Annotated in this window: 21 protein-coding genes and 1 other RNA gene; 15 read left to right on the forward strand and 7 right to left on the reverse strand. The window is 55.9% G+C overall.

What is annotated here, in order from left to right; all coding sequences use genetic code 11:
- Positions 1 to 6: 6 nt before the first annotated feature.
- The 7 genes from GOX21_RS02295 to GOX21_RS02325 form a co-directional block, all read right to left on the reverse strand.
- Positions 7 to 465 carry an SspB family protein gene (locus tag GOX21_RS02295; protein ID WP_170375216.1) on the reverse strand — a complete coding sequence of 153 codons (459 nt, stop codon included), beginning with the start codon at positions 463 to 465 and terminating at the stop codon, positions 7 to 9.
- A gap of 76 nt (positions 466 to 541) precedes the next feature.
- Positions 542 to 1,795, reverse strand: a complete 1,254-nt coding sequence (gene chrA / locus GOX21_RS02300; protein WP_170375218.1) for a chromate efflux transporter — start codon at positions 1,793 to 1,795, stop codon at positions 542 to 544.
- Positions 1,792 to 2,607, reverse strand: coding sequence for a chromate resistance protein ChrB domain-containing protein (locus GOX21_RS02305; RefSeq protein ID WP_170375220.1), 816 nt, complete (start codon positions 2,605 to 2,607; stop codon positions 1,792 to 1,794). Before GOX21_RS02305 ends, chrA begins: the two co-directional genes overlap by 4 nt.
- Before the next feature lie 128 nt (positions 2,608 to 2,735).
- Positions 2,736 to 3,167: an ester cyclase gene (locus tag GOX21_RS02310; protein ID WP_170375222.1), complete on the reverse strand. Its 432-nt coding sequence runs from the start codon at positions 3,165 to 3,167 to the stop codon at positions 2,736 to 2,738.
- A gap of 100 nt (positions 3,168 to 3,267) precedes the next feature.
- Positions 3,268 to 3,615, reverse strand: a transfer-messenger RNA (tmRNA) gene (gene ssrA / locus GOX21_RS02315).
- 36 nt (positions 3,616 to 3,651) lie between these two features.
- Positions 3,652 to 4,014, reverse strand: coding sequence for a DUF4345 family protein (locus GOX21_RS02320; protein ID WP_170358362.1), 363 nt, complete (start codon positions 4,012 to 4,014; stop codon positions 3,652 to 3,654).
- Between the two features lie 10 nt (positions 4,015 to 4,024).
- Positions 4,025 to 4,756, reverse strand: a complete 732-nt coding sequence (locus tag GOX21_RS02325) for a FadR/GntR family transcriptional regulator (RefSeq protein ID WP_170375223.1) — start codon at positions 4,754 to 4,756, stop codon at positions 4,025 to 4,027.
- 86 nt (positions 4,757 to 4,842) lie between these two features.
- On the opposite strand from GOX21_RS02325, the gene GOX21_RS02330 reads away from it, so the two are divergent.
- The 15 genes from GOX21_RS02330 to lpxA all read left to right on the forward strand — a co-directional run bounded on the left by GOX21_RS02330 (position 4,843) and on the right by lpxA (position 18,472).
- Complete coding sequence (locus GOX21_RS02330) at positions 4,843 to 5,634, forward strand: DUF2182 domain-containing protein (RefSeq protein WP_170375225.1); 792 nt, start codon at positions 4,843 to 4,845, stop codon at positions 5,632 to 5,634.
- 4 nt (positions 5,635 to 5,638) lie between these two features.
- Entirely contained in the window at positions 5,639 to 6,343 is a 705-nt protein-coding gene (locus tag GOX21_RS02335) for a DUF1326 domain-containing protein (RefSeq protein ID WP_170348634.1), read from the forward strand.
- A complete protein-coding gene (locus GOX21_RS02340; RefSeq protein WP_170358366.1) occupies positions 6,343 to 6,849 on the forward strand; it encodes a DinB family protein in 507 nt (168 codons plus the stop codon). The genes GOX21_RS02335 and GOX21_RS02340 overlap by 1 nt, the downstream gene beginning before the upstream one ends.
- On the forward strand, positions 6,850 to 7,953 hold the full coding sequence (locus GOX21_RS02345; protein ID WP_170375227.1) for a dimethylsulfoniopropionate demethylase: 1,104 nt from the start codon (positions 6,850 to 6,852) through the stop codon (positions 7,951 to 7,953).
- Positions 7,954 to 8,052: 99 nt separating this feature from the next.
- Positions 8,053 to 9,048 (forward strand): acryloyl-CoA reductase, encoded by a 996-nt coding sequence (gene acuI, locus GOX21_RS02350; protein ID WP_170348637.1) that lies wholly within the window; start codon positions 8,053 to 8,055, stop codon positions 9,046 to 9,048.
- Between the two features lie 186 nt (positions 9,049 to 9,234).
- Complete coding sequence (gene frr, locus GOX21_RS02355) at positions 9,235 to 9,798, forward strand: ribosome recycling factor (RefSeq protein ID WP_170348638.1); 564 nt, start codon at positions 9,235 to 9,237, stop codon at positions 9,796 to 9,798.
- An 8-nt stretch (positions 9,799 to 9,806) separates the two neighbouring features.
- A complete protein-coding gene (locus GOX21_RS02360) occupies positions 9,807 to 10,538 on the forward strand; it encodes an isoprenyl transferase (RefSeq protein ID WP_170375229.1) in 732 nt (243 codons plus the stop codon).
- A complete protein-coding gene (locus GOX21_RS02365; RefSeq protein WP_170348640.1) occupies positions 10,535 to 11,317 on the forward strand; it encodes a phosphatidate cytidylyltransferase in 783 nt (260 codons plus the stop codon). Before GOX21_RS02360 ends, GOX21_RS02365 begins: the two co-directional genes overlap by 4 nt.
- Complete coding sequence (gene dxr / locus GOX21_RS02370) at positions 11,317 to 12,489, forward strand: 1-deoxy-D-xylulose-5-phosphate reductoisomerase (protein ID WP_170358374.1); 1,173 nt, start codon at positions 11,317 to 11,319, stop codon at positions 12,487 to 12,489. Before GOX21_RS02365 ends, dxr begins: the two co-directional genes overlap by 1 nt.
- A gap of 4 nt (positions 12,490 to 12,493) precedes the next feature.
- Positions 12,494 to 13,846 (forward strand): RIP metalloprotease RseP, encoded by a 1,353-nt coding sequence (rseP, locus tag GOX21_RS02375; protein ID WP_170375231.1) that lies wholly within the window; start codon positions 12,494 to 12,496, stop codon positions 13,844 to 13,846.
- Between the two features lie 90 nt (positions 13,847 to 13,936).
- Positions 13,937 to 14,065: a hypothetical protein gene (locus tag GOX21_RS21620; protein ID WP_264187062.1), complete on the forward strand. Its 129-nt coding sequence runs from the start codon at positions 13,937 to 13,939 to the stop codon at positions 14,063 to 14,065.
- Positions 14,066 to 14,192: 127 nt separating this feature from the next.
- The gene (gene bamA, locus GOX21_RS02380) at positions 14,193 to 16,553 is read left to right on the forward strand and encodes an outer membrane protein assembly factor BamA (RefSeq protein ID WP_170375233.1); all 2,361 of its coding nucleotides are present in this window, start codon (positions 14,193 to 14,195) and stop codon (positions 16,551 to 16,553) included.
- Between the two features lie 24 nt (positions 16,554 to 16,577).
- On the forward strand, positions 16,578 to 17,144 hold the full coding sequence (locus GOX21_RS02385; protein ID WP_254428437.1) for an OmpH family outer membrane protein: 567 nt from the start codon (positions 16,578 to 16,580) through the stop codon (positions 17,142 to 17,144).
- Positions 17,145 to 17,216: 72 nt separating this feature from the next.
- The gene (fabZ, locus tag GOX21_RS02390; protein ID WP_170375237.1) at positions 17,217 to 17,690 is read left to right on the forward strand and encodes a 3-hydroxyacyl-ACP dehydratase FabZ; all 474 of its coding nucleotides are present in this window, start codon (positions 17,217 to 17,219) and stop codon (positions 17,688 to 17,690) included.
- Positions 17,687 to 18,472 (forward strand): acyl-ACP--UDP-N-acetylglucosamine O-acyltransferase, encoded by a 786-nt coding sequence (gene lpxA / locus GOX21_RS02395; RefSeq protein ID WP_170375239.1) that lies wholly within the window; start codon positions 17,687 to 17,689, stop codon positions 18,470 to 18,472. The genes fabZ and lpxA overlap by 4 nt, the downstream gene beginning before the upstream one ends.
- Positions 18,473 to 18,475: the final 3 nt, after the last annotated feature.

Genomic DNA, 18,475 nt, shown 5'->3' on the forward strand with positions numbered 1-18,475 from the left:
GAGCAATTATTTACGGAAACTATCCAGCGAGACGACCTCAGCATCTTGTTGATCTGCCTCTTCCTCAACCTCGATTGATTCCTCGACGATGGGGTCGGCTTCTTCCTCGTCATCGGGGCTTTCAAACCGCAAGCCGAATTCGACGGACGGATCGACGAAGGTTTTGATAGCTGCATAAGGGATGTACAGAGGTTCCGGTGCGTCGCCGAAGTTCAGCGTGATGGCAAAGCCTTCGTCGCCAACCTCTAGATTTTCGAACCAATGCTGCATGACAATTGTCATCTCTTCGGGGTACCGCTCGCGCAGCCAATCAGCCAGCTCAACGCCATCCTGACGCGTATCAAAGGTGATAAAGAAATGATGCGCTCCAGGCAGGCCATTATCGGCAACGCTGTTCAGAACGGATTTGATGAGCCCGCGCATCGCGGTGTGCATCAAGTTTCCATAATCGATGTCTTGCGACATGTGTCATCCTCAAAAGTGGTTACCCTCAGCATAGGGGATTTCGACGGAAACGAAAGACCGGGTATGCGAGGATTGTTCAAAGGAAGTGAATTCCCGTTCCAATCACGGCCATGATGGCCAGAGTCGTTGCCATCCCAAATTTAAACTTAAAAATCAATAGCCCAGCCAATAGTGTCAGGATCAGAGCGGCAGGATCCAGGCTGGCTGGATCGGGCCTGGGGATGGTCACCGGACCCCATGACTGTTGGGGAATAGTCTGAAACAGAACGTTCAGGCTGAACCATACTGACAGGTTAAGAATCACACCTACCACAGCGGCAGTAATCCCATGCAGCGCGGCGGACAACCTTGGACGGGTCGCCAATTGGTCCAGATAGGGGGCGGCCAAAAAAATCCACAGAAAACACGGTACAAATGTGGCCCAAAGGGCGACTGCGCCGGCCGCTATTGCAAGCGACGCACCGCCGTTGATTTGACCAGTCAACATGGCGACAAACTGTGTCACCAGAATCAACGGTCCCGGGGTCGTTTCGGCCAGACCCAGCGCGTCGATCATTTGATCTGTGCTGACCCATTGATATTTTTCCACCACAGTCTGGGTCATATAGGCCAGCACTGCATAGGCCCCGCCAAACGTGACAACGGCAAGGCGAGCAAAGAACCAGCCCAGATCGCTCAACAGTTTTTGTCCCGTCAAGGTCAGTGCCAATAGTGGCCCCAGCCACAAAACCAGCCAAATTGCGGCGGTACCGAGCATGCCTTTGACCTTTGGGGCAGGGGGTGCATTTGCGGTATTGACCTCGCCGTTAAAGGTGACAAAGCCCCAGAGTGCTGCCGCAAGGATGATCAGAGGAAAGGGAAGGTTTAGCGCGAATATAGCAAGAAAACCCAGCCCAGCGATCGCCCGATGCTGTGTGTCGGTCAGAGCTTTGCGCGACAGGTTCCTAAGAGCCTGAAGAACGATGACAATCACCGTCGCTTTCACACCCAAAAAACCAGCCTGTACCAATGGCAGGTCGCCAAACGCAGCATAGAGCCCAACAAGAACGGCGATGACAAACGCCCCTGGCAGCACAAACAGGGCACCAGCGATCAACCCGCCGGTCACGCCGCGCAGACGCCAACCCGCATAAGTGGCCAGTTGCATGGCCTCGGGGCCGGGCAGCAGCATGCACAGGGACAAGGCGCGCAGATAGGCCTGTTCGTCCAGCCACGGGCGTCGCTCGACCAGTTCCTGGTGCATCAGGGAAATTTGCGCGGCCGGCCCTCCGAACGACAGCAACCCGATGCGGCCAAACACCCGGACAAGGTCTGATAGGGATGGCGTCATGATTTGCGATCCGTTAGCCAGTCGTGACCCTCGTCAAACGCGTCCCGCGCCCAGCGGTACAGCGCGTCATACAAGTGCAGCCCTGCCTCGAGGTTTTGGTGATCGTCGCGGTATTGACGTGACAAGCCGACAGAGATCGCCAATAGCCCGGCGGCTTCGGGGGCGAGATCATGGCGATTGGTGTCGGCGGCCCGAACGACCGTGGCTAATCGGTCAAGCGCGGGCATGTGCAGCTGAAACTCGACCAGCATGGTGTCAAAGGTGCAGCGATCCTGTCTGTGGGACCAGAACGTATCTTCGATATCGAATGGTGTCGCATCGAAGGCTTGAGCGGTGGCTTCAACCTCTGGCGGGGCTACGAACAAGAACTGCGCATCGGGATCGACGAAGCGGCGGATCAGCCATGGGCAGGCGATCCGGTCGATCTTGGGCCGGTGGCGCGTAACCCAAACGGATCGGCCATCATCCCGCCTTGGCACAACCGAGGCCGGTATCCTTGGCGCATCCGCCATGTCGCGCCAACCGTACATCCCGCCTTCCAGAAATTCGGCTTCACATCCCTTGCTGCGCAGCCAGGACACGACGCCTTGGCTGAGCTTCTTGCCTTTCTGGCAAATGACGACGGCGTTGCGATTGCCAATTCGGTGGGCAATCCCGTCGATATCCATGGCAGGATGGCGAACGGAACCGGGGATCAGATACGGGTCGGCCTCAAAATCCTCATCCAGACATATGTCGACCAAAACCGGAGTCTGTGGCGTTCCGATTAGGCGCATCAGCTGTTTAGGTGTAATTGAATTGGGCGCAGGCATAGCATGTCTCCTGTTTTTGGCGGATACATGCGAAACTTGGGCTGGCGCCTCACGGGGCGTTCGCAATCTTACCCCATGATCTTTGCTTACGGCTAAGCGCCAAAGGGGTCAAGATTGCCTGAACCGTGTTACACCCAATCGAGCCTTTGACCTGTCATGCAGACAGGCAAGGTGTCTTGCGGAAACTGCCCGAGTTGTTCGAACAAAGAAATGAAGTCGAATTGGTTATAAGCCTCGACCATGCGACCGTCCTTGACCCGCGCGAACACGCTGCCAGTGGCCATTAGCGGGGCGCCATTGTCGGCCCGCGTCGTGCTGACATGCAAAATGGCAGAAACCCAGTCCCCATCTTCGACGATCTTTGGAATTTCGACCTTGATGTCCCCAAGAACGTGACGAAACGCCATGACCAGATCGCGGAAATCATCCGCGCCGACCTGCATTTCGGGGATCAACCCTTCGGCCATCGTATCAGCGCTAAAATACTGATTTATCGCATCAAGGTTCCCGTTTTCCCAAACCTCGGAATACCATCCTTTGACGACATCTGTATGGGACATCCCGACTCTCCTTTTTCTGTCGGGGTCAGCATGAGACCAAAGGGTGAATAAATTCTGAACGTGAACAAGATCAGGGTTAAACAGCAGACATTAGGGAGAAAATGCAGGTTTCTGTTGCCAGGTACCTGCGAACCCCGCCTTACGCGGCTAGGCGCAAGGACTTAAGTTTCGGTCTTGTTACTGCTTACGCAGCAACTGCAACCGGAGCACGATTGTCGTTTGCAATTGTACTATTTTCGCCGGTAACGGTGGCAGACAGCCGAGACAAAGCTAACCCCTTTAGACGTTCGTCGATCCTATTTCGGCCCCAAAATCCTCAAACGAAGGATGGTTGGTGGAGCCGCCGGGTACCGCCCCCGGGTCCGATCCGCTTATTACGAGCGCGTTTATGTCCATAGTCCCGAAAGACATATCCTATATAGGTGAGCGCGCGCGTGGATGCAAACCAGGAATTCTAATCTACGCTTGTTTTAAAAACAGATGCTTACGCGGCCCTGTTGATGTTCGCCAAGATCAACCACAGCGCCAGGGCCAATTCGATTCCTCCGAATGTCATGGCTTTGATGAGTGGCGGATTGTCAAGAATGACCGAGACAAACCTCCCAAGCGCCGCGCCCGCATAAACAACGCCCAACATGGCATAAGCCATAGGATTGTTCAGCCACAGCACCACCGCGCCAGTTACGACAAATAGCCCACCGACTGATGCGCGCATCTCGCTGAGACCCATGTTGCTGTCGGTTGGTGTCAAATCCAACGAGGCCGCAGTGAACGCGGGCGCCAGAAATCCGAAGAGGCCAAAACCTATGGTCAAGAGGGCGGCAATTACGTTCAGCGCTGTTGTCATCTGTCCCTCATCAAGCAGGTTTACGATGTTGCTGGGCGACATCCTGGGCCAGCTTACGGGTGTATTCTTCTAGCTCAACTAGTTTTGCATCTACCTTTGCCGCATCCCTTTCTTCCAGCGCATCGGCAATCTGATTGTGCAAGGAGATGATTTGTTCCCGCGATCGGGCGGTGAAGGTGATCATGTTCATCAAGGGCTGCATGGCCTCGACAGCGCCGGCCAACTGGTAAGAGAGCACCGGGTTGTCGGCACCATCTACCAAGGCCCGATGGAATGTGACGTCTGAAGCGCAAAAGGCCTCATCCGAAAGCCTAGGCTGTGCCTGACGGAAAATCTCGGCCCGCATGGTGGCCAGTTGATCCGAAGTACGGCGTTGCGCAGACAAAGGCGCGCAGGCGCGTTCCAACGAAAATCGGGCTTCGCAGGCAGTATCAAAGCTGACCGCATTCATCGACAACAGCAGTGTTGAGGTCGTGATTTGCTGCGAATACGCGTCCTCAAAGCTGATCCGGTTGACAAAAGCACCCCCGCTGGCGCCCCGCTGCGTTCGGATCAAGGATTGCGCGGCTAGACGTTTCAATGCCTCGCGCACCGTGGGGCGTGAGACCTGAAACTGATCGGACAGTTCTGCCTCGGACGGCAAACGCTCATCCACGATCAATTCCCCCGAGATGATGGCATCACGGATGGCCTGCGCGATTTGCGCAGACAAATCGGCGGGTTTTCGTGGGTCGATTTTCATATTCCGGGGACCGTTGGTAAGATTTTATTTGTCTGACATTTAAAAGTCTGACATTTGAATTGCAAGGACTGAGTCGGGAGGGACGCATGAGTCGCGCAGTTCTACGCAGCGGTTTGTGGCTTGGGTTTTACAGCCTGATTCTGTGGGCCTGGTGGATGATGTTCACCATGAGCCGCGGAATGGATCTGGATTGGATCGGGCGCCCCGGCCCAATGGGGCAAGCGATGGCCGCCATGGATCCGCGCATGGATATGTACATGCCGATGGCCGAATTTAGCCCGCTGTTCTGGATGTGGGCCATCATGATGGCCGCAATGATGTTGCCGACCCTTGTGCCGACCTTGCGCAGCTATGATGACCTGATCTACAGCGCCAATGGTACACGAGTTGGTTGGCTGGGCGTTCTGGCAGGGTATTTCATCGTCTGGGTTGGGTTCGCGGCGCTGATCACGGGGGTTCAGCTGGTTTTACTGTTCGGTGGCGTTGTCGACATGCTGGGCATCGCCAAATCCAGCTTTGTGGCCGGTGGTTTGATGATCGCAGTTGGCGCTTTTCAGTTCACCCGCGCGAAAGAGGTCTGCCACGGAGTTTGCCACGCGCCCATGACCTATTTTCTAGTTCATTGGAAAACCGGTTTCACAGGCGGGTTGCGCATGGGCCTGGGGCTGGGTGCCTTTTGCGTCGGATGTTGTTGGGGCTTTATGGCGCTGGGTTTCGTTGGAGGCGTCATGAGCTTGCTTTGGATGGGGTTGGCGACTCTGTTCATGGTTTTGGAAAAATTGCCTCAGATCGGTCACGCAGTGACGCGACCAATGGGGTTTGCTCTTGTTGCAGGGGGAATTCTCCTGTTGATCTATCCCTTTATTTTCGGAGGATAAGTATATGGCTAAGAACAGAAAACCTGAAGCAGACAGGTTGCCGATCAGCCAACGTATCGACAGTCGTATGCCAAATCCCAAGCGGCGTGAGATGAGCCCGACTGATTGGGTCATCAAGGGAGAGTTGATCCTCAACTGCTCGTGCGATGTGTTTTGTCCCTGCGTTGTATCGCTGGGGGCGCATCCTCCGACCGAAGGGCATTGCCACGCGTGGATGGGGGTCATCATCGATGAAGGCCATTACGAGGGTGAGGACCTGTCGGGTTTGAACGTTGGTCTGCTGGTCGACATTCCCGGTCGCATGGGCGAGGGCCAGTGGAAAGTCGCGGCCTATGTCGATGAACGCGCTAGCGGCAAGGCCTATAACGGTCTGCTGCAAATCTTCAGCGGGCAGGCGGGCGGTACAACTGGTCTGTTCACCATGCTGGTTAGCGAGATCATCGGGGCCGAGCGGGCCCCTGTCCAGATCGAACGTGATGGCAACAAGCGCCGCATCGTAATCGGTCGCAAGATTCAAGGCGAGATTGAGATGTTGGCGGGTAAAGACCCCGAGCATCCGGTGATGGTTTCGAACTCGAAATACTGGATGGGACCGGATATCATCGTAGCGCGTGGAACCAAATCCAAGGTGCGTGATTACGGCCGCGTCTGGGATTTCGGCGGTAAATCGGCCGAGATTTGCCCGATTGACTGGCATGGACCAAAATAATGATCACCGGGGCCTATGCACAGGAAATGGCACGGTATAATCAATGGCAGAACAGCCAGCTGTCCGCTTTTCTTCAAGACCTGACGCCCGAGGAGTTAGCGAAAGATTGCGGCGCTTTTTTTGGCTCGATCATGGGGACTGCTAACCATCTTTTGTGGGGTAACTGGATTTGGATTTCGCGTTTTGATCAGGGCGATGGTCCAGGTGGTGGCATTCCGGAAAGTGTGTCCTTGTGCGCTGATCTGGCCGAGTGGTTGCCGCTGTGCAAAACAGTCGACGCCCGCATCTCCAATTGGGCTGGATCGCTTGAAGAGGACCTTTTGACTGGTGAATTCACGTGGTTCTCGGCGGCAAAAGAAGCTGACGTTACATTGCCCTACGCGCAATGCGTCATCCATATGTTCAACCATCAGACCCATCATCGCGGGCAATTGCACCAAATGCTGACCGAGACCGGATCAGCCGCACCTGTTAGCGATTTGGTGTTTATGCCAAAGGAGGTTTGAATGCCGCAAATTTCCTTATCCCGCCGGTTGCGGCGCACGCCCTTCTCAGACGGTGTCGAGGCTGCGGGAGTTAAAGCATACACGGTCTATAACCGCATGTTATTGCCCACAGTTTTCGAAAGCGTCGAGGCAGATTACAGGCATCTGAAATCCCACGTTCAGGTCTGGGATGTTTCCTGTGAACGGCAGGTTGAGCTGCGCGGCCCGGACGCGGGCAGATTGATGCAAATGCTGACGCCGCGTGATCTGCGGGGGATGCTGCCGGGGCAGTGCTTTTACGTGCCCATCGTCGATGAAACCGGTGGGATGCTGAACGATCCTGTGGCGGTGAAGTTGTCCGATGATCGTTGGTGGATTTCCATTGCTGACAGTGACCTGCTTTTTTGGGTCAAAGGGGTCGCCAACGGGTATCGGCTGGATGTTCTGGTGGATGAACCCGACGTGTCGCCCTTGGCGGTTCAGGGGCCCAAGGCGGATGACCTGATGGTGCGCGTATTCGGGGATCGCGTGCGGGATATCCGGTTTTTTAAATTCGATATGTTCGACTTCGAAGGTCGCGACCTGGCCGTGGCTCGGTCGGGTTATTCGAAACAGGGCGGGTTCGAGATTTATGTCGAAGGCACTGAAATAGGCATGCCATTGTGGAACGCCCTTTTTGCGGCGGGTGAGGACCTGCAGGTGCGGGCGGGCTGTCCCAACCTGATCGAGCGGATCGAAGGTGGTTTGCTGTCTTATGGCAATGACATGACCGACGACAACACGCCGCACGAATGTGGTTTGGGCAAGTTCTGTAATACTCACACCGCGATTGGGTGTATCGGTCGGGATGCATTGTTGCGTGTGGCTAAGGAAGGCCCGGTACAGCAGATTCGTCCAATTGCGATTGAGGGCGACGCAGTACCGCCCTGCGACCGACCGTGGTCTGTGTTCGCAGGTGGAAGGCGTGTGGGGCAGGTGACCTCAGCCGCGTGGTCCCCGGATTTCGGGACGAATGTCTCAATCGGCATGCTGCGATTAAGTCACTGGGAAGCAGGAACGATTGTCGAGGTTGAAACGCCAGACGGCATGCGCCGCGCCACAGTGCAGGAGCGTTTCTGGATCTAAGGGAGGGTTTGGGCGTCGCCCTCGTCGCTACACGGCGCACCCGAACTCATTCAGCCAGGCGTAGAACGGCCTGGCGCTAGGAAAACGAAAGGAAATCGGATGTTCAACGCATTGGTGATGGAAAAGGATGAAGAGAGCGGCTTGGCCAGCCCCTCGGTCAAGCAGTTGTCTCTGGATGATTTGCCAAATGGTGACGTGACCGTGGCGGTCGAGTATTCGACGGTGAATTACAAGGATGGTTTGTGTACGTCGCCAAAGGGTGGCGGGCTGGTGCGCAACTACCCACATGTACCGGGCATTGACTATGCCGGGACCGTCGAAGCGTCATCAGATGACCGCTATAAGCCCGGTGACAAGGTAGTTTTAACCGGCTGGCGCGTGGGTGAGGCGCATTGGGGCGGGTATTCCCAGAAAGCCAATGCGCTGGCCGATTGGTTGGTGCCCTTGCCCGATGGCTTGGATGCGCGCCAGGCAATGGCTGTAGGCACGGCCGGATTTACTGCGATGCTGGCTGTGATGGCGCTTGAGGATCACGGAATGACACCCGATCACGGGCCGGTTTTGGTAACCGGGGCCGCAGGTGGGGTCGGATCTGTGGCCACGGCCATTCTGTCCAATCTTGGCTACGAAGTGGCGGCTGTTACCGGTCGACCCGAGGCGGGGGATTACTTGAAATCTCTGGGGGCCAGCACAATCGTCCCGCGGGAAGAACTGAACGAAACCACCAAGCGGCCTCTGGAAAGCGAAAGCTGGGCTGGCTGTGTTGATGCAGTCGGAGGAGAGATGCTGGCGCGCGTCCTGGGGCAGATGAAATACGGCGCCTCGGTCGCGGCTGTGGGGTTGGCGGGTGGTGCTGCTTTGCCTGCGACGGTCATTCCATTCCTTCTGCGCGGCGTAAATCTGCTGGGCATCGACAGCGTGATGCAGCCTTATGAAAATCGCGTCCGGGCGTGGCAACGTATCGCCACCGATCTGCCGATGGATAAGCTTGAGGCAATGGTTCAGCCAGCAACCCTTAACGATCTGCCGCAACTGGGCGCCGATATTCTGAAAGGTCAGGTCAAAGGCCGCGTCGTCGTTGACGTAAACGCCTGATCGGAAAAGCTTCCTTCAGACCGGCCGACTAGGATGTCGGCTGGTCTGTTTGGTATTTAATCAACCGAAAAAATGCTGAAGACACCTCTGGTCAATGGCGCATTTCCACATCATCATTGCTATACATCCCAATTGCGATGGCTTAGAAGCCATGCAAACAGCACCTGAATACGGGGAGTGAGCAGCATGTCTGACGATTTCGAACTGGATACCGATGATCTGAAACGGCGCATGGAAGGCGCCATGGCCAACCTCAGAACCGAATTCGCCTCGCTTCGGACCGGGCGGGCGTCGGCCTCGATGCTTGAGCCGGTGATGGTGGATGCCTATGGCTCAATGACTCCGATCAATCAGGTTGGGACGGTGAATGTACCCGAACCGCGCATGGTGACCGTCAACGTCTGGGACAAGGGTCTGGTGGGCAAGGTTGAAAAGGCGATCCGCGAAAGCGGGCTGGGGATCAATCCGCAGCTGAACGGTACGATCATCATGCTGCCGATCCCGGAACTGAACGAAGAACGCCGCCGCGAATTGGGCAAAGTTGCCGGGCAATATGCTGAACACGCCCGTGTCTCAATCCGGAATGTGCGCCGCGACGGGATGGATCAAGTCAAAAAAGCCAAAGCGGACGGTATGTCCGAGGATGATCAGAAATTCTGGGAATCCGAGGTTCAGGACCTGACCGATGAGATGATCAAATCTGTAGACGCCGCGCTTGAGACCAAGCAGGCCGAGATCATGCAGGTCTGAGACAGGGAATGCTCAACACCCCTCATACTTCGCCCGCGCTTGGGCCGCGCCATGTCGCTATTATCATGGACGGAAATGGTCGCTGGGCGCAGGCGCGTGGTCGGCCAAGACTGTTCGGACACCACGCCGGGGCGCGGCGCGTGCGCGAGGTGGTTGAGGCCTGCCCGGAACTTGGAATCAAATACCTGACGGTTTTTGCCTTTTCGACTGAGAATTGGAAACGCACGCAGGCTGAGGTTGCCGGGTTGATGAGCCTATTTCGGCGCTACATCATCAAAGAAACCCGGACTCTGAAGGAAAATGGTATCCGGGTTCGGTTCATTGGGGATCGCGTTCGATTGGACGCCAAGCTGATTGTCTTAATGGATGCGCTGGAGGAAGAGACCAAGAATAACGATCTGGTTCACTTGACCGTCGCCCTGAATTACGGCGGTCGGGATGAGGTTGCGCGGGCCACCAAACGTCTTGCGCTGGACGTAGCCAAAGGACGGTTGCGCCCCGAAGATGTTGATGAAGAAACTCTGCCCAAGTATCTGGACACGCATGTTCTTCCTGATCCCGATCTGGTTATCCGGACCAGTGGTGAGGCGCGGATATCGAACTTTCTGCTGTGGCAATCGGCCTATTCCGAATATGAATTCATCGACACGCTCTGGCCGGATTTCACAGCGGCCGAGCTGGAACGGCTGTGTCGCAACTTTGGCTCTCGCGAGCGCCGGTTTGGGGCAGTGCGGGTATGAGCGACGGCCGATGGTCTGACCTAAGCGCCCGGATTCTGTCCGCAGCCGTTTTAATTGCCATCGGCTCGGTCGAGGTTTGGCTGGGCGGCCTTTGGTTCGAAGCATTCATCGCAATTGCCTGCGGTTTGATGACCTGGGAGCTGGTGCGGATGATCGACCCGGACAAGGTCGGCGTGCGCGTTCAGCTTGGCATTCTGACCGGAGTGGCCGTCTTGATCAGCTACCACGTGCCGCCGCTTTTTAAGCTTCCGGTTCTGGTGGCTCCGGCTTTGGTTGGGGCGGGGCAGGTAGGTCGTTCGAAAACGATTTATGCGCTATTTGCCGTCTGGATTGCGGCATCTGGTCTGGGCTTCATCTCTATCCGCGAGACGATGGGTTTTGGCTGGATGGTTTGGCTGATTTCGGTGGTCGTAGCGACGGATGTCGCCGGGTATTTTGTTGGCAAAACCTTTGGGGGCCCTAAGTTCTGGCCCAAGGTCAGCCCCAAGAAAACATGGTCGGGCACTGCCGGAGGCTGGGCCGCAGCAGCCATCGTGGGGGCTGTTTTTGCGATCTATGCCGGATTTGGGTTCATGTTTGTTGTGATTTCGGTTTTGGCCTCGATGGCCAGTCAAGCCGGAGATATCGTCGAAAGTGCGACCAAACGGAAATTTGGGGTCAAGGACAGTTCGAACCTGATCCCGGGACATGGCGGATTTCTCGACCGGTTTGACGGGATGATGGGGGCGGCCTTGTTCGTTCTGATCGCGGGTTTGATTTACTCCCCCGGGGGCATGTAATGCGCAGAGTTTCCATTTTCGGCGCGACCGGATCGGTCGGACAGAACACAATCGACCTGATTGACCGGAATCCGTCGGCCTATGACGTGGTGGCATTAACCGGTGGTGCAAATATCGAAAAGCTGGCCGACGATGCACGCCGACTGCAGGCTGATTTGGCCGTGACCGCGCATGAGGATCAGCTCGAGGACCTGCGTGCTGCACTATCCGGCAGCGGTGTCGAGGCTGCGGCCGGACAGGCTGCGCTGACCGAAGCTGCAGCGAGGCCAGCGGATTGGGTCATGTCGGCCATCGTCGGTGCGGCCGGATTGCCACCGGGTCTTGAGGCATTGAAACAAGGTGCGACCCTAGCCTTGGCAAACAAGGAAACGCTCGTTTGTGCCGGACCGTTGGTGCTGGAAACGGCGCGAAAACACAATGCCCGACTTTTGCCGGTGGACAGCGAACACTCTGCCGTGTTCCAGGCGCTGGTGGGCGAGGATATGGATGCAGTTGAACGGATCATTATCACCGCCAGCGGTGGCGCGTTCCGCGATTGGCCGTTGAGCGATCTGGTCAATGCCACGGTCGAGCAAGCCTCGAGCCATCCGAACTGGGATATGGGTCAGCGGATCACCATAGACAGCGCTTCGATGTTCAATAAAGCGCTCGAAGTGATTGAAACGCGGGAATTCTTTGGTGTTTCTCCTGATCAGATCGAAGTGTTGGTGCATCCCGAATCCATCGTGCATTCGCTGGTTGGGTTCAATGACGGCGCGGTCATGGCTCATATGGGCGCACCGGATATGCGCCATGCAATTGGCTATGCGCTGCACTGGCCGGATCGGCGCAAGCTACCGGTCGAACGTCTGAACCTGGCGAAACTGGGTCAGTTGCGCTTTCAGAACCCGGACGAGACCCGCTATCCAGCGCTGCGCCTCGCCCGTAACGTGATGCAGCGCGGCGGTCTGTCAGGTGCGGTGTTCAACGCCGCGAAAGAGCGGGCGCTGGACCTGTTCATCGCACGCCGGGTCAGTTTTCCAGAGATGGCCCAGATCGTTGAAAGTGTATTGGACAGATTTGAGACGTCAGACGGCCTTCTTGATGCCTCTTTAACCCTTGATAACGTACTGCAAACGGACCATCTGGCACGTAAGTGGGCAGAAGAAGCCGTGATGCAGAAAGCAGGATAGAAACTTGGACGTAATCTCTCTGATCCCTCAATTCGGCAACTTGCTTTATACCATCGTTGCCTTTGTGATCGCCCTGTCCGTCATCGTCGCGGTACATGAATACGGCCATTATATCGTCGGGCGTTGGTCCGGCATCCATGCCGAGGTGTTCTCGGTCGGGTTTGGCCCGGTATTGTGGAGCCGTATCGACAAACGCGGAACGCGTTGGCAGATCGCAGCCTTGCCTTTCGGCGGGTATGTCAAATTCCTTGGGGATGCCAACGCCGCATCCGGCAAGGACGAAGGCGCGATGCAGGAAATCACCGAGCAAACCCCCGAAGAGCTGCGCCGCACCATGCACGGCGCACCGTTGTGGGCGCGGGCAGCCACCGTTGCCGCTGGGCCCGTGTTCAACTTTGTGATGTCCATTGTGGTGTTTGGCCTGATCTTTATGTCTCAGGGCGTTACGCGCGATCCTTTTACAGTCGGCGAATTGCGCTCGTTGCCTGGTTCGGTGCAGGAATTGCAGGACGGGGATGAAATCGTCGCAATTGCGGGTCTTCCCGTTCCTGATTTTGATCAGCAGGGGGCCTGGTCTGATTTTACGGATGCACTGCCTGTTGAACCGGAGTTGGATTACACGGTGATCCGCGATGGGCAGACACTGGATGTATCCGGCCCCTGGTTGTTCCCGGCGCTGATCCAACAGGTCGTTCCACGCAGTGCAGCCATGGATATCGATCTGAAGTCGGGCGACGTTATTACGGCCGTCAACGGTGATCCTATCTTTGCCTTTGAGCAGCTCAAAGAACATGTAGAGGGATCGGACGGCAAGGTTCTGTTGCTGAACGTTTGGCGCGACGGGGCCGAGCTTGAATTTGCCCTGGCCCCGCGTCGCACGGATGAGCCGCAGCCGGAAGGTGGCTTTGTGACCCATTGGCGCATCGGGATTGTGGGTGGAATGGCTTTGGAACCAGCGACGGAACCCGCGGGCCTTCTGGCATCTCTTTCCGGCGGTGTGCAGCAGACCATTCGCATCGTTGACGGCTCTTTGTCGGGCGTCTGGCATATGGTGACGGGGGCGATCAGCACCTGTAACATTTCCGGTCCCATCGGCATTGCGGAAACTTCGGGCGCTATGGCCAGTCAGGGTGCTCAGAATTTCATATTCTTTATTGCCGTTCTGTCGACCGCCGTAGGCTTGCTGAACCTGTTTCCCATTCCGGCATTGGATGGGGGCCATCTGGTATTCTATGCGTATGAGGCCATTGCAGGCAAACCACCCAGCGACGGTGTACTGCGCGTGCTTATGGGGGTTGGCATATCGTTGATCCTTGGACTTATGGTCTTTTCGGTTACGAACGATCTGTTCTGCTGATTGTGGCGTCGATCACAAGAAAATGCCCCAATTCCGCCTCAATTCCAGCTTAGGTTAATAGCCGGTAATTGAACCGTGTCAGAGGTAGTTATGACAAAGGCCCTTCGTAAATCCGCCAAAAGCTTTGGGTGCTTGTTCGTGTTGAACTGGGATACATTGCTGTTCTTCGGTGTGACTGCCGTGGCAATGGGCGGCTGGGCCTATTTGATCACTATGTGATTCTTAAGACCTGTTATTGAAACTACACAAGGCGGCCCATGGGCCGCTTTCTGTTTTGGTCTTTTGACAAGGCTAAATATTCTCGCTAATCAGCTTTAAAGTCCAAAAATATTGGGTAGTGAAAAATATGACTGATAGGCGAGGCGCGGGCACATCCTGCGGTGGGCAGAAGCCGAAAAACAAGATTTTGTGGCGGTCACTAACGTTAATATTCCTTCTTACATTGGTAGGTTTTGTACCGTTTCCACAGGCCGCGTGGGCGCAAAATTTCGTCTTTAATTCGTTCGATGTCGAAGGCAACCGACGTATCGAAACCTCGACCATTATTGAACGTACAGGAATCGAGCCGGGCCAGTCGGTCACAGCGGGCGAATTGAACGATGCCTATCAGCGTTTGCTTGACAGTGGTGTTTTTGAGACAGTCGAATTGACGCCGCGTGGCAGTACGCTGGTTATCGAAGTTGAAGAATATCCGACAATCAATCAGATCAGCGTTGAAGGTAACAGCCGCGTAAAAGATGACGTGCTGCTTGAAGCAATCTCATCAGAGCCACGCCGCGTCTTTACACCGCAAGTCGCGGAGGCTGACGCCGACCTGATCGCCGAGATCTACTCGTCTCAGGGACGGGTGTCTGCAACGGTTATTCCCCGCATCATTCGCCGCAGTGACAACCGTGTCGATCTGGTATTCGAGGTCGCAGAAGGGACCACGATCGAAGTCGAGCGTGTGAGTTTTGTCGGCAACCGAGCTTATTCTGACCGGCGCCTGCGCAGGGTTCTGGAATCGAAACAGGCGAATATCCTGCGGACGTTTGTCAGCAGCGATACTTTCATTGCTGACCGGATCGAATTCGACAAACAGGTCATTCGGGATTTCTATTTGTCGCGTGGTTATGTCGATTTCCGCGTGAACAGCGCAAATGTGGAATTCACTCGCGAGCGCGACGCTTTCTTCTTGGTGATGAACATCACCGAAGGTCAAAAATTCTCATTTGGGCAGATCAGCACTGTCAGCGAAATTCCGGGTGTGGATCCTGCTCCGTATCAGGATGCACTGAAAATTCGACCGGGAGTGACTTACACTCCGATGCTGATCGAAAACTCGATTGCGCGGATGGAACGTCTCGGCATCAAGCAGGGCGTGGATTTCCTGCGTGTGGAGCCGCGCGTGACGCGCAACGCACGTGACCTGACGCTGGATGTGCAGTTTGTTCTGACCAAAGGCCCAAGGATTTTTGTCGAGCGGATCGATATTGAAGGCAACACAACCACGCTTGACCGCGTGATCCGTCGTCAATTCGATACGGTGGAAGGTGACCCCTTTAACCCGCGTGAGATCCGTCAGGCCGCCGAACGTATCCGGGCCTTGGGTTTCTTTGCTGCGGCCGATGTCGAACCGCGCGAAGGGTCTTCGCCCAGCCAGGTGATTGTGGATGTGGATGTAGAGGAACAGCCGACGGGTTCGCTGAGCCTGGGTGGTAGCTACTCAGTTTCTGATGGTTTCGGGGTTGCGATTGGCCTTCAGGAATCTAACTTCCTGGGACGCGGGCAAACAATTGGCGTCAATTTGTCGACTGCCCAGGATGCCGAACAATACACGTTGAACTTCTCAGAACCTTACCTGCTGGGGCGCAAACTTCGGTTTGACTTGGGATTGGGCCTGTCGACGACCAATTCAAGCTTTGCCAGCTATGACACCGAGACACTCTTCTTCCGGCCTCAGTTGAGCTATGCGATTGGCGAGTTGTCATCCCTGCGTCTGCGCTATGGTTGGCAAAACAGCGAAATGACCCAGCAAGGTGACGAAACTAACGGTGCAGTCATTTCTTCGGAAATTGATCAGGGTGAGCGTACCACCAGTTCTCTAGGCCTCTCATATGTTTATGACAGCCGGATCGGAGGTCTGAACCCGAATGCAGGCGTCCTGTTTGAGGCCGGTATCGATGCTGCAGGACTGGGCGGCGACAACGAATACTTCAAGACGACGGCCCGTGGTGTCGCCCAGACACGTGTCTGGAACGAAGAAGTTGTTCTGCGTGCGTCGATGGAAGTCGGTGCGCTGCACTGGAGAGGTGATGATTTCAGCCGCACTATCGACCGCTTTGTTTTGGGACCCAGCATCTTCCGCGGGTTCGAGCCCGCGGGTCTTGGTCCGCGCGACTTGTCCAACGGACAGGATGACGCGATCGGGGGCAATTACTATTGGGTCGCGCGTTTGGAGTCGGATTTCCCGCTGGGTCTGCCCGAAGAATTCGGTCTGCGTGGCGGCGTGTTCTACGACTTTGGCAACTTGTACAATCTTAACGACGTCAATACGGCCGGTGCCAATATCGTCGGCGAAGACGGCTCGATCCGCCACGTAATTGGTGTGTCGGTTCTTTGGGAAACGCCGTTTGGTCCGCTGCGCTTCAACTTCTCGAAAGCGTTGAAAAAGGAAGACTTTGACAAAGAACAGAACTTCGACCTGACGGTTCAGGCTCGGTTCTGATCCTGAATGTTGAAAACTGTGTTCATGAAACTGCAGGGCCCTTTATGGGCCCTGTGTGTATTTCTGACCCTTGTCTTTTTGGAGCCAGTAGCGGCCCAACAATTGGGGGTTCCGCAAAGCAGCGTGGTGACGTTGTCCAGCGAGCGTTTGTTTGCTGAATCTGCCTTTGGTCAACGTGTCCTTCGAGAGATAGAGGCCGAAGGCGTTCTTTTAGGGGAAGAAAACGAACGGATCGTGGCCGAGCTGAGCCGAGAGGAAAAGGTTCTGACGGAACAGCGTGCGACCATGACGGCTGAAGAATTTCGCCCCCTGGCCGATGCCTTTGACGAAAAGGTTCAGTCGCATCGGGAGGGGCAGCGCGCAAAACTGGACGTGTTGGCACGACGCAGTGAAGAGGCTCGGCAGATGTTTCTGGAACTTGCACGGCCGGTTTTGATTGACCTGCTACGCGAATCCGGCGCTTCCATCATTATTGAACGATCCAGCGTTTTCCTCAGTTCGGATCGAACCGATATCACCGATGCCGCCATTGCGCGGATCAATGCGGCGATCGGCGACGGCAGCGCCGTTGAAAATGGGGCCAGTGAATAGGTTTGCTTGCCCTTAGGGCGCGGTATTGCTAACCACGCCGCAAACAGAAATCCAGAATGGGACTACAACACCATGAGCACGGAAACCCAAAGCGCCGACATCCAGTTGATCCAACGGATTTTGCCGCACCGCTATCCGTTTCTGCTGGTCGACAAGGTGGTTGATATCTCGGGTTATCAATCGGCCGTTGGCATCAAGAATGTCACAATGAACGAACCACATTTTCAGGGCCATTTTCCCGGAACGCCGATCATGCCCGGCGTGACCATTGTTGAAGCGATGGCGCAAACTGCAGGTGTGATGCTGGGCGTCGGTATGGACGTGATCGACAGCGAACTGCTGATCTATTTTATGAACATCGACAAGTGCAAATTCCGCCGCAAAGTGATCCCTGGCGATGTGCTTGAAATGCACGTGGAAACCGTGCGGGGTAAGAAGGGTGGCAAGATCTTCAAGTTCAGCGGTCGGGCGACGGTTGATGGCGAAGTCGCAGCCGAAGCCGAATTTTCGGCCTATGTCGACTGGGACATGGAAAAGACAACATGAGCGGCATCCACCCAAGCGCAATCATCGAAGACGGTGCGCAGATCGGTGAAGGCTGCTCCATCGGACCATTCTGCTTTGTCGGCAGTCAGGTTAAGCTGGGCGACCGGGTCGAATTGAAGTCCCATGTCGTCGTGACCGGCGAAACCCAGATCGGTGATGAGACCGTGATCTTCAATTTCTCGGTGATCGGAGAAATTCCGCAGGACCTGAAATTCGGGGGTGAGGATACACGGCTTGAGATCGGCAAGCGTAACCGCATTCGTGAACATGTGACGGTGAATACCGGAACCGAGGGCGGCGGCGGTGTGACCCGGATCGGCGACGATTGTCTTTTGATGGCAGGTGTGCACGTGGCGCATGACGTTCAGATCGGAGATCGTGTGATCATGGTGAACCATTCCGGCGCGGCAGGTCATTGTGTCATCGAGGATGATGTGATCGTGGGCGGAATTTCCGGCCTGCATCAATGGGTGCGCGTGGGCCGTGGCGCGATCATCGGCGCACTGACTATGGTGCCCAATGACGTGATCCCATATGGCCTGGTTCAGGCGCCTCGGGGTGAGTTAGACGGACTGAACCTGGTTGGCTTGAAACGGCGCGGTGTCTCGCGCGAGGATATCTCGGCCCTGCGTGCTGCGTTCCGCGAATTGTCGACCGGCGATGGCACGTTCATGGAACGCGCGCACCGGGTAGGTGTGGACAACGAAAGCGAATATGTGCAGCGGATCGTGGATTTCGTGACCGGGCAATCGGATCGCTCGTTCCTGACACCGAGGAAATAAACT

The organism is Ruegeria atlantica (assembly GCF_013032005.1).
GTDB classification, from domain to species: domain Bacteria; phylum Pseudomonadota; class Alphaproteobacteria; order Rhodobacterales; family Rhodobacteraceae; genus Ruegeria; species Ruegeria atlantica_A.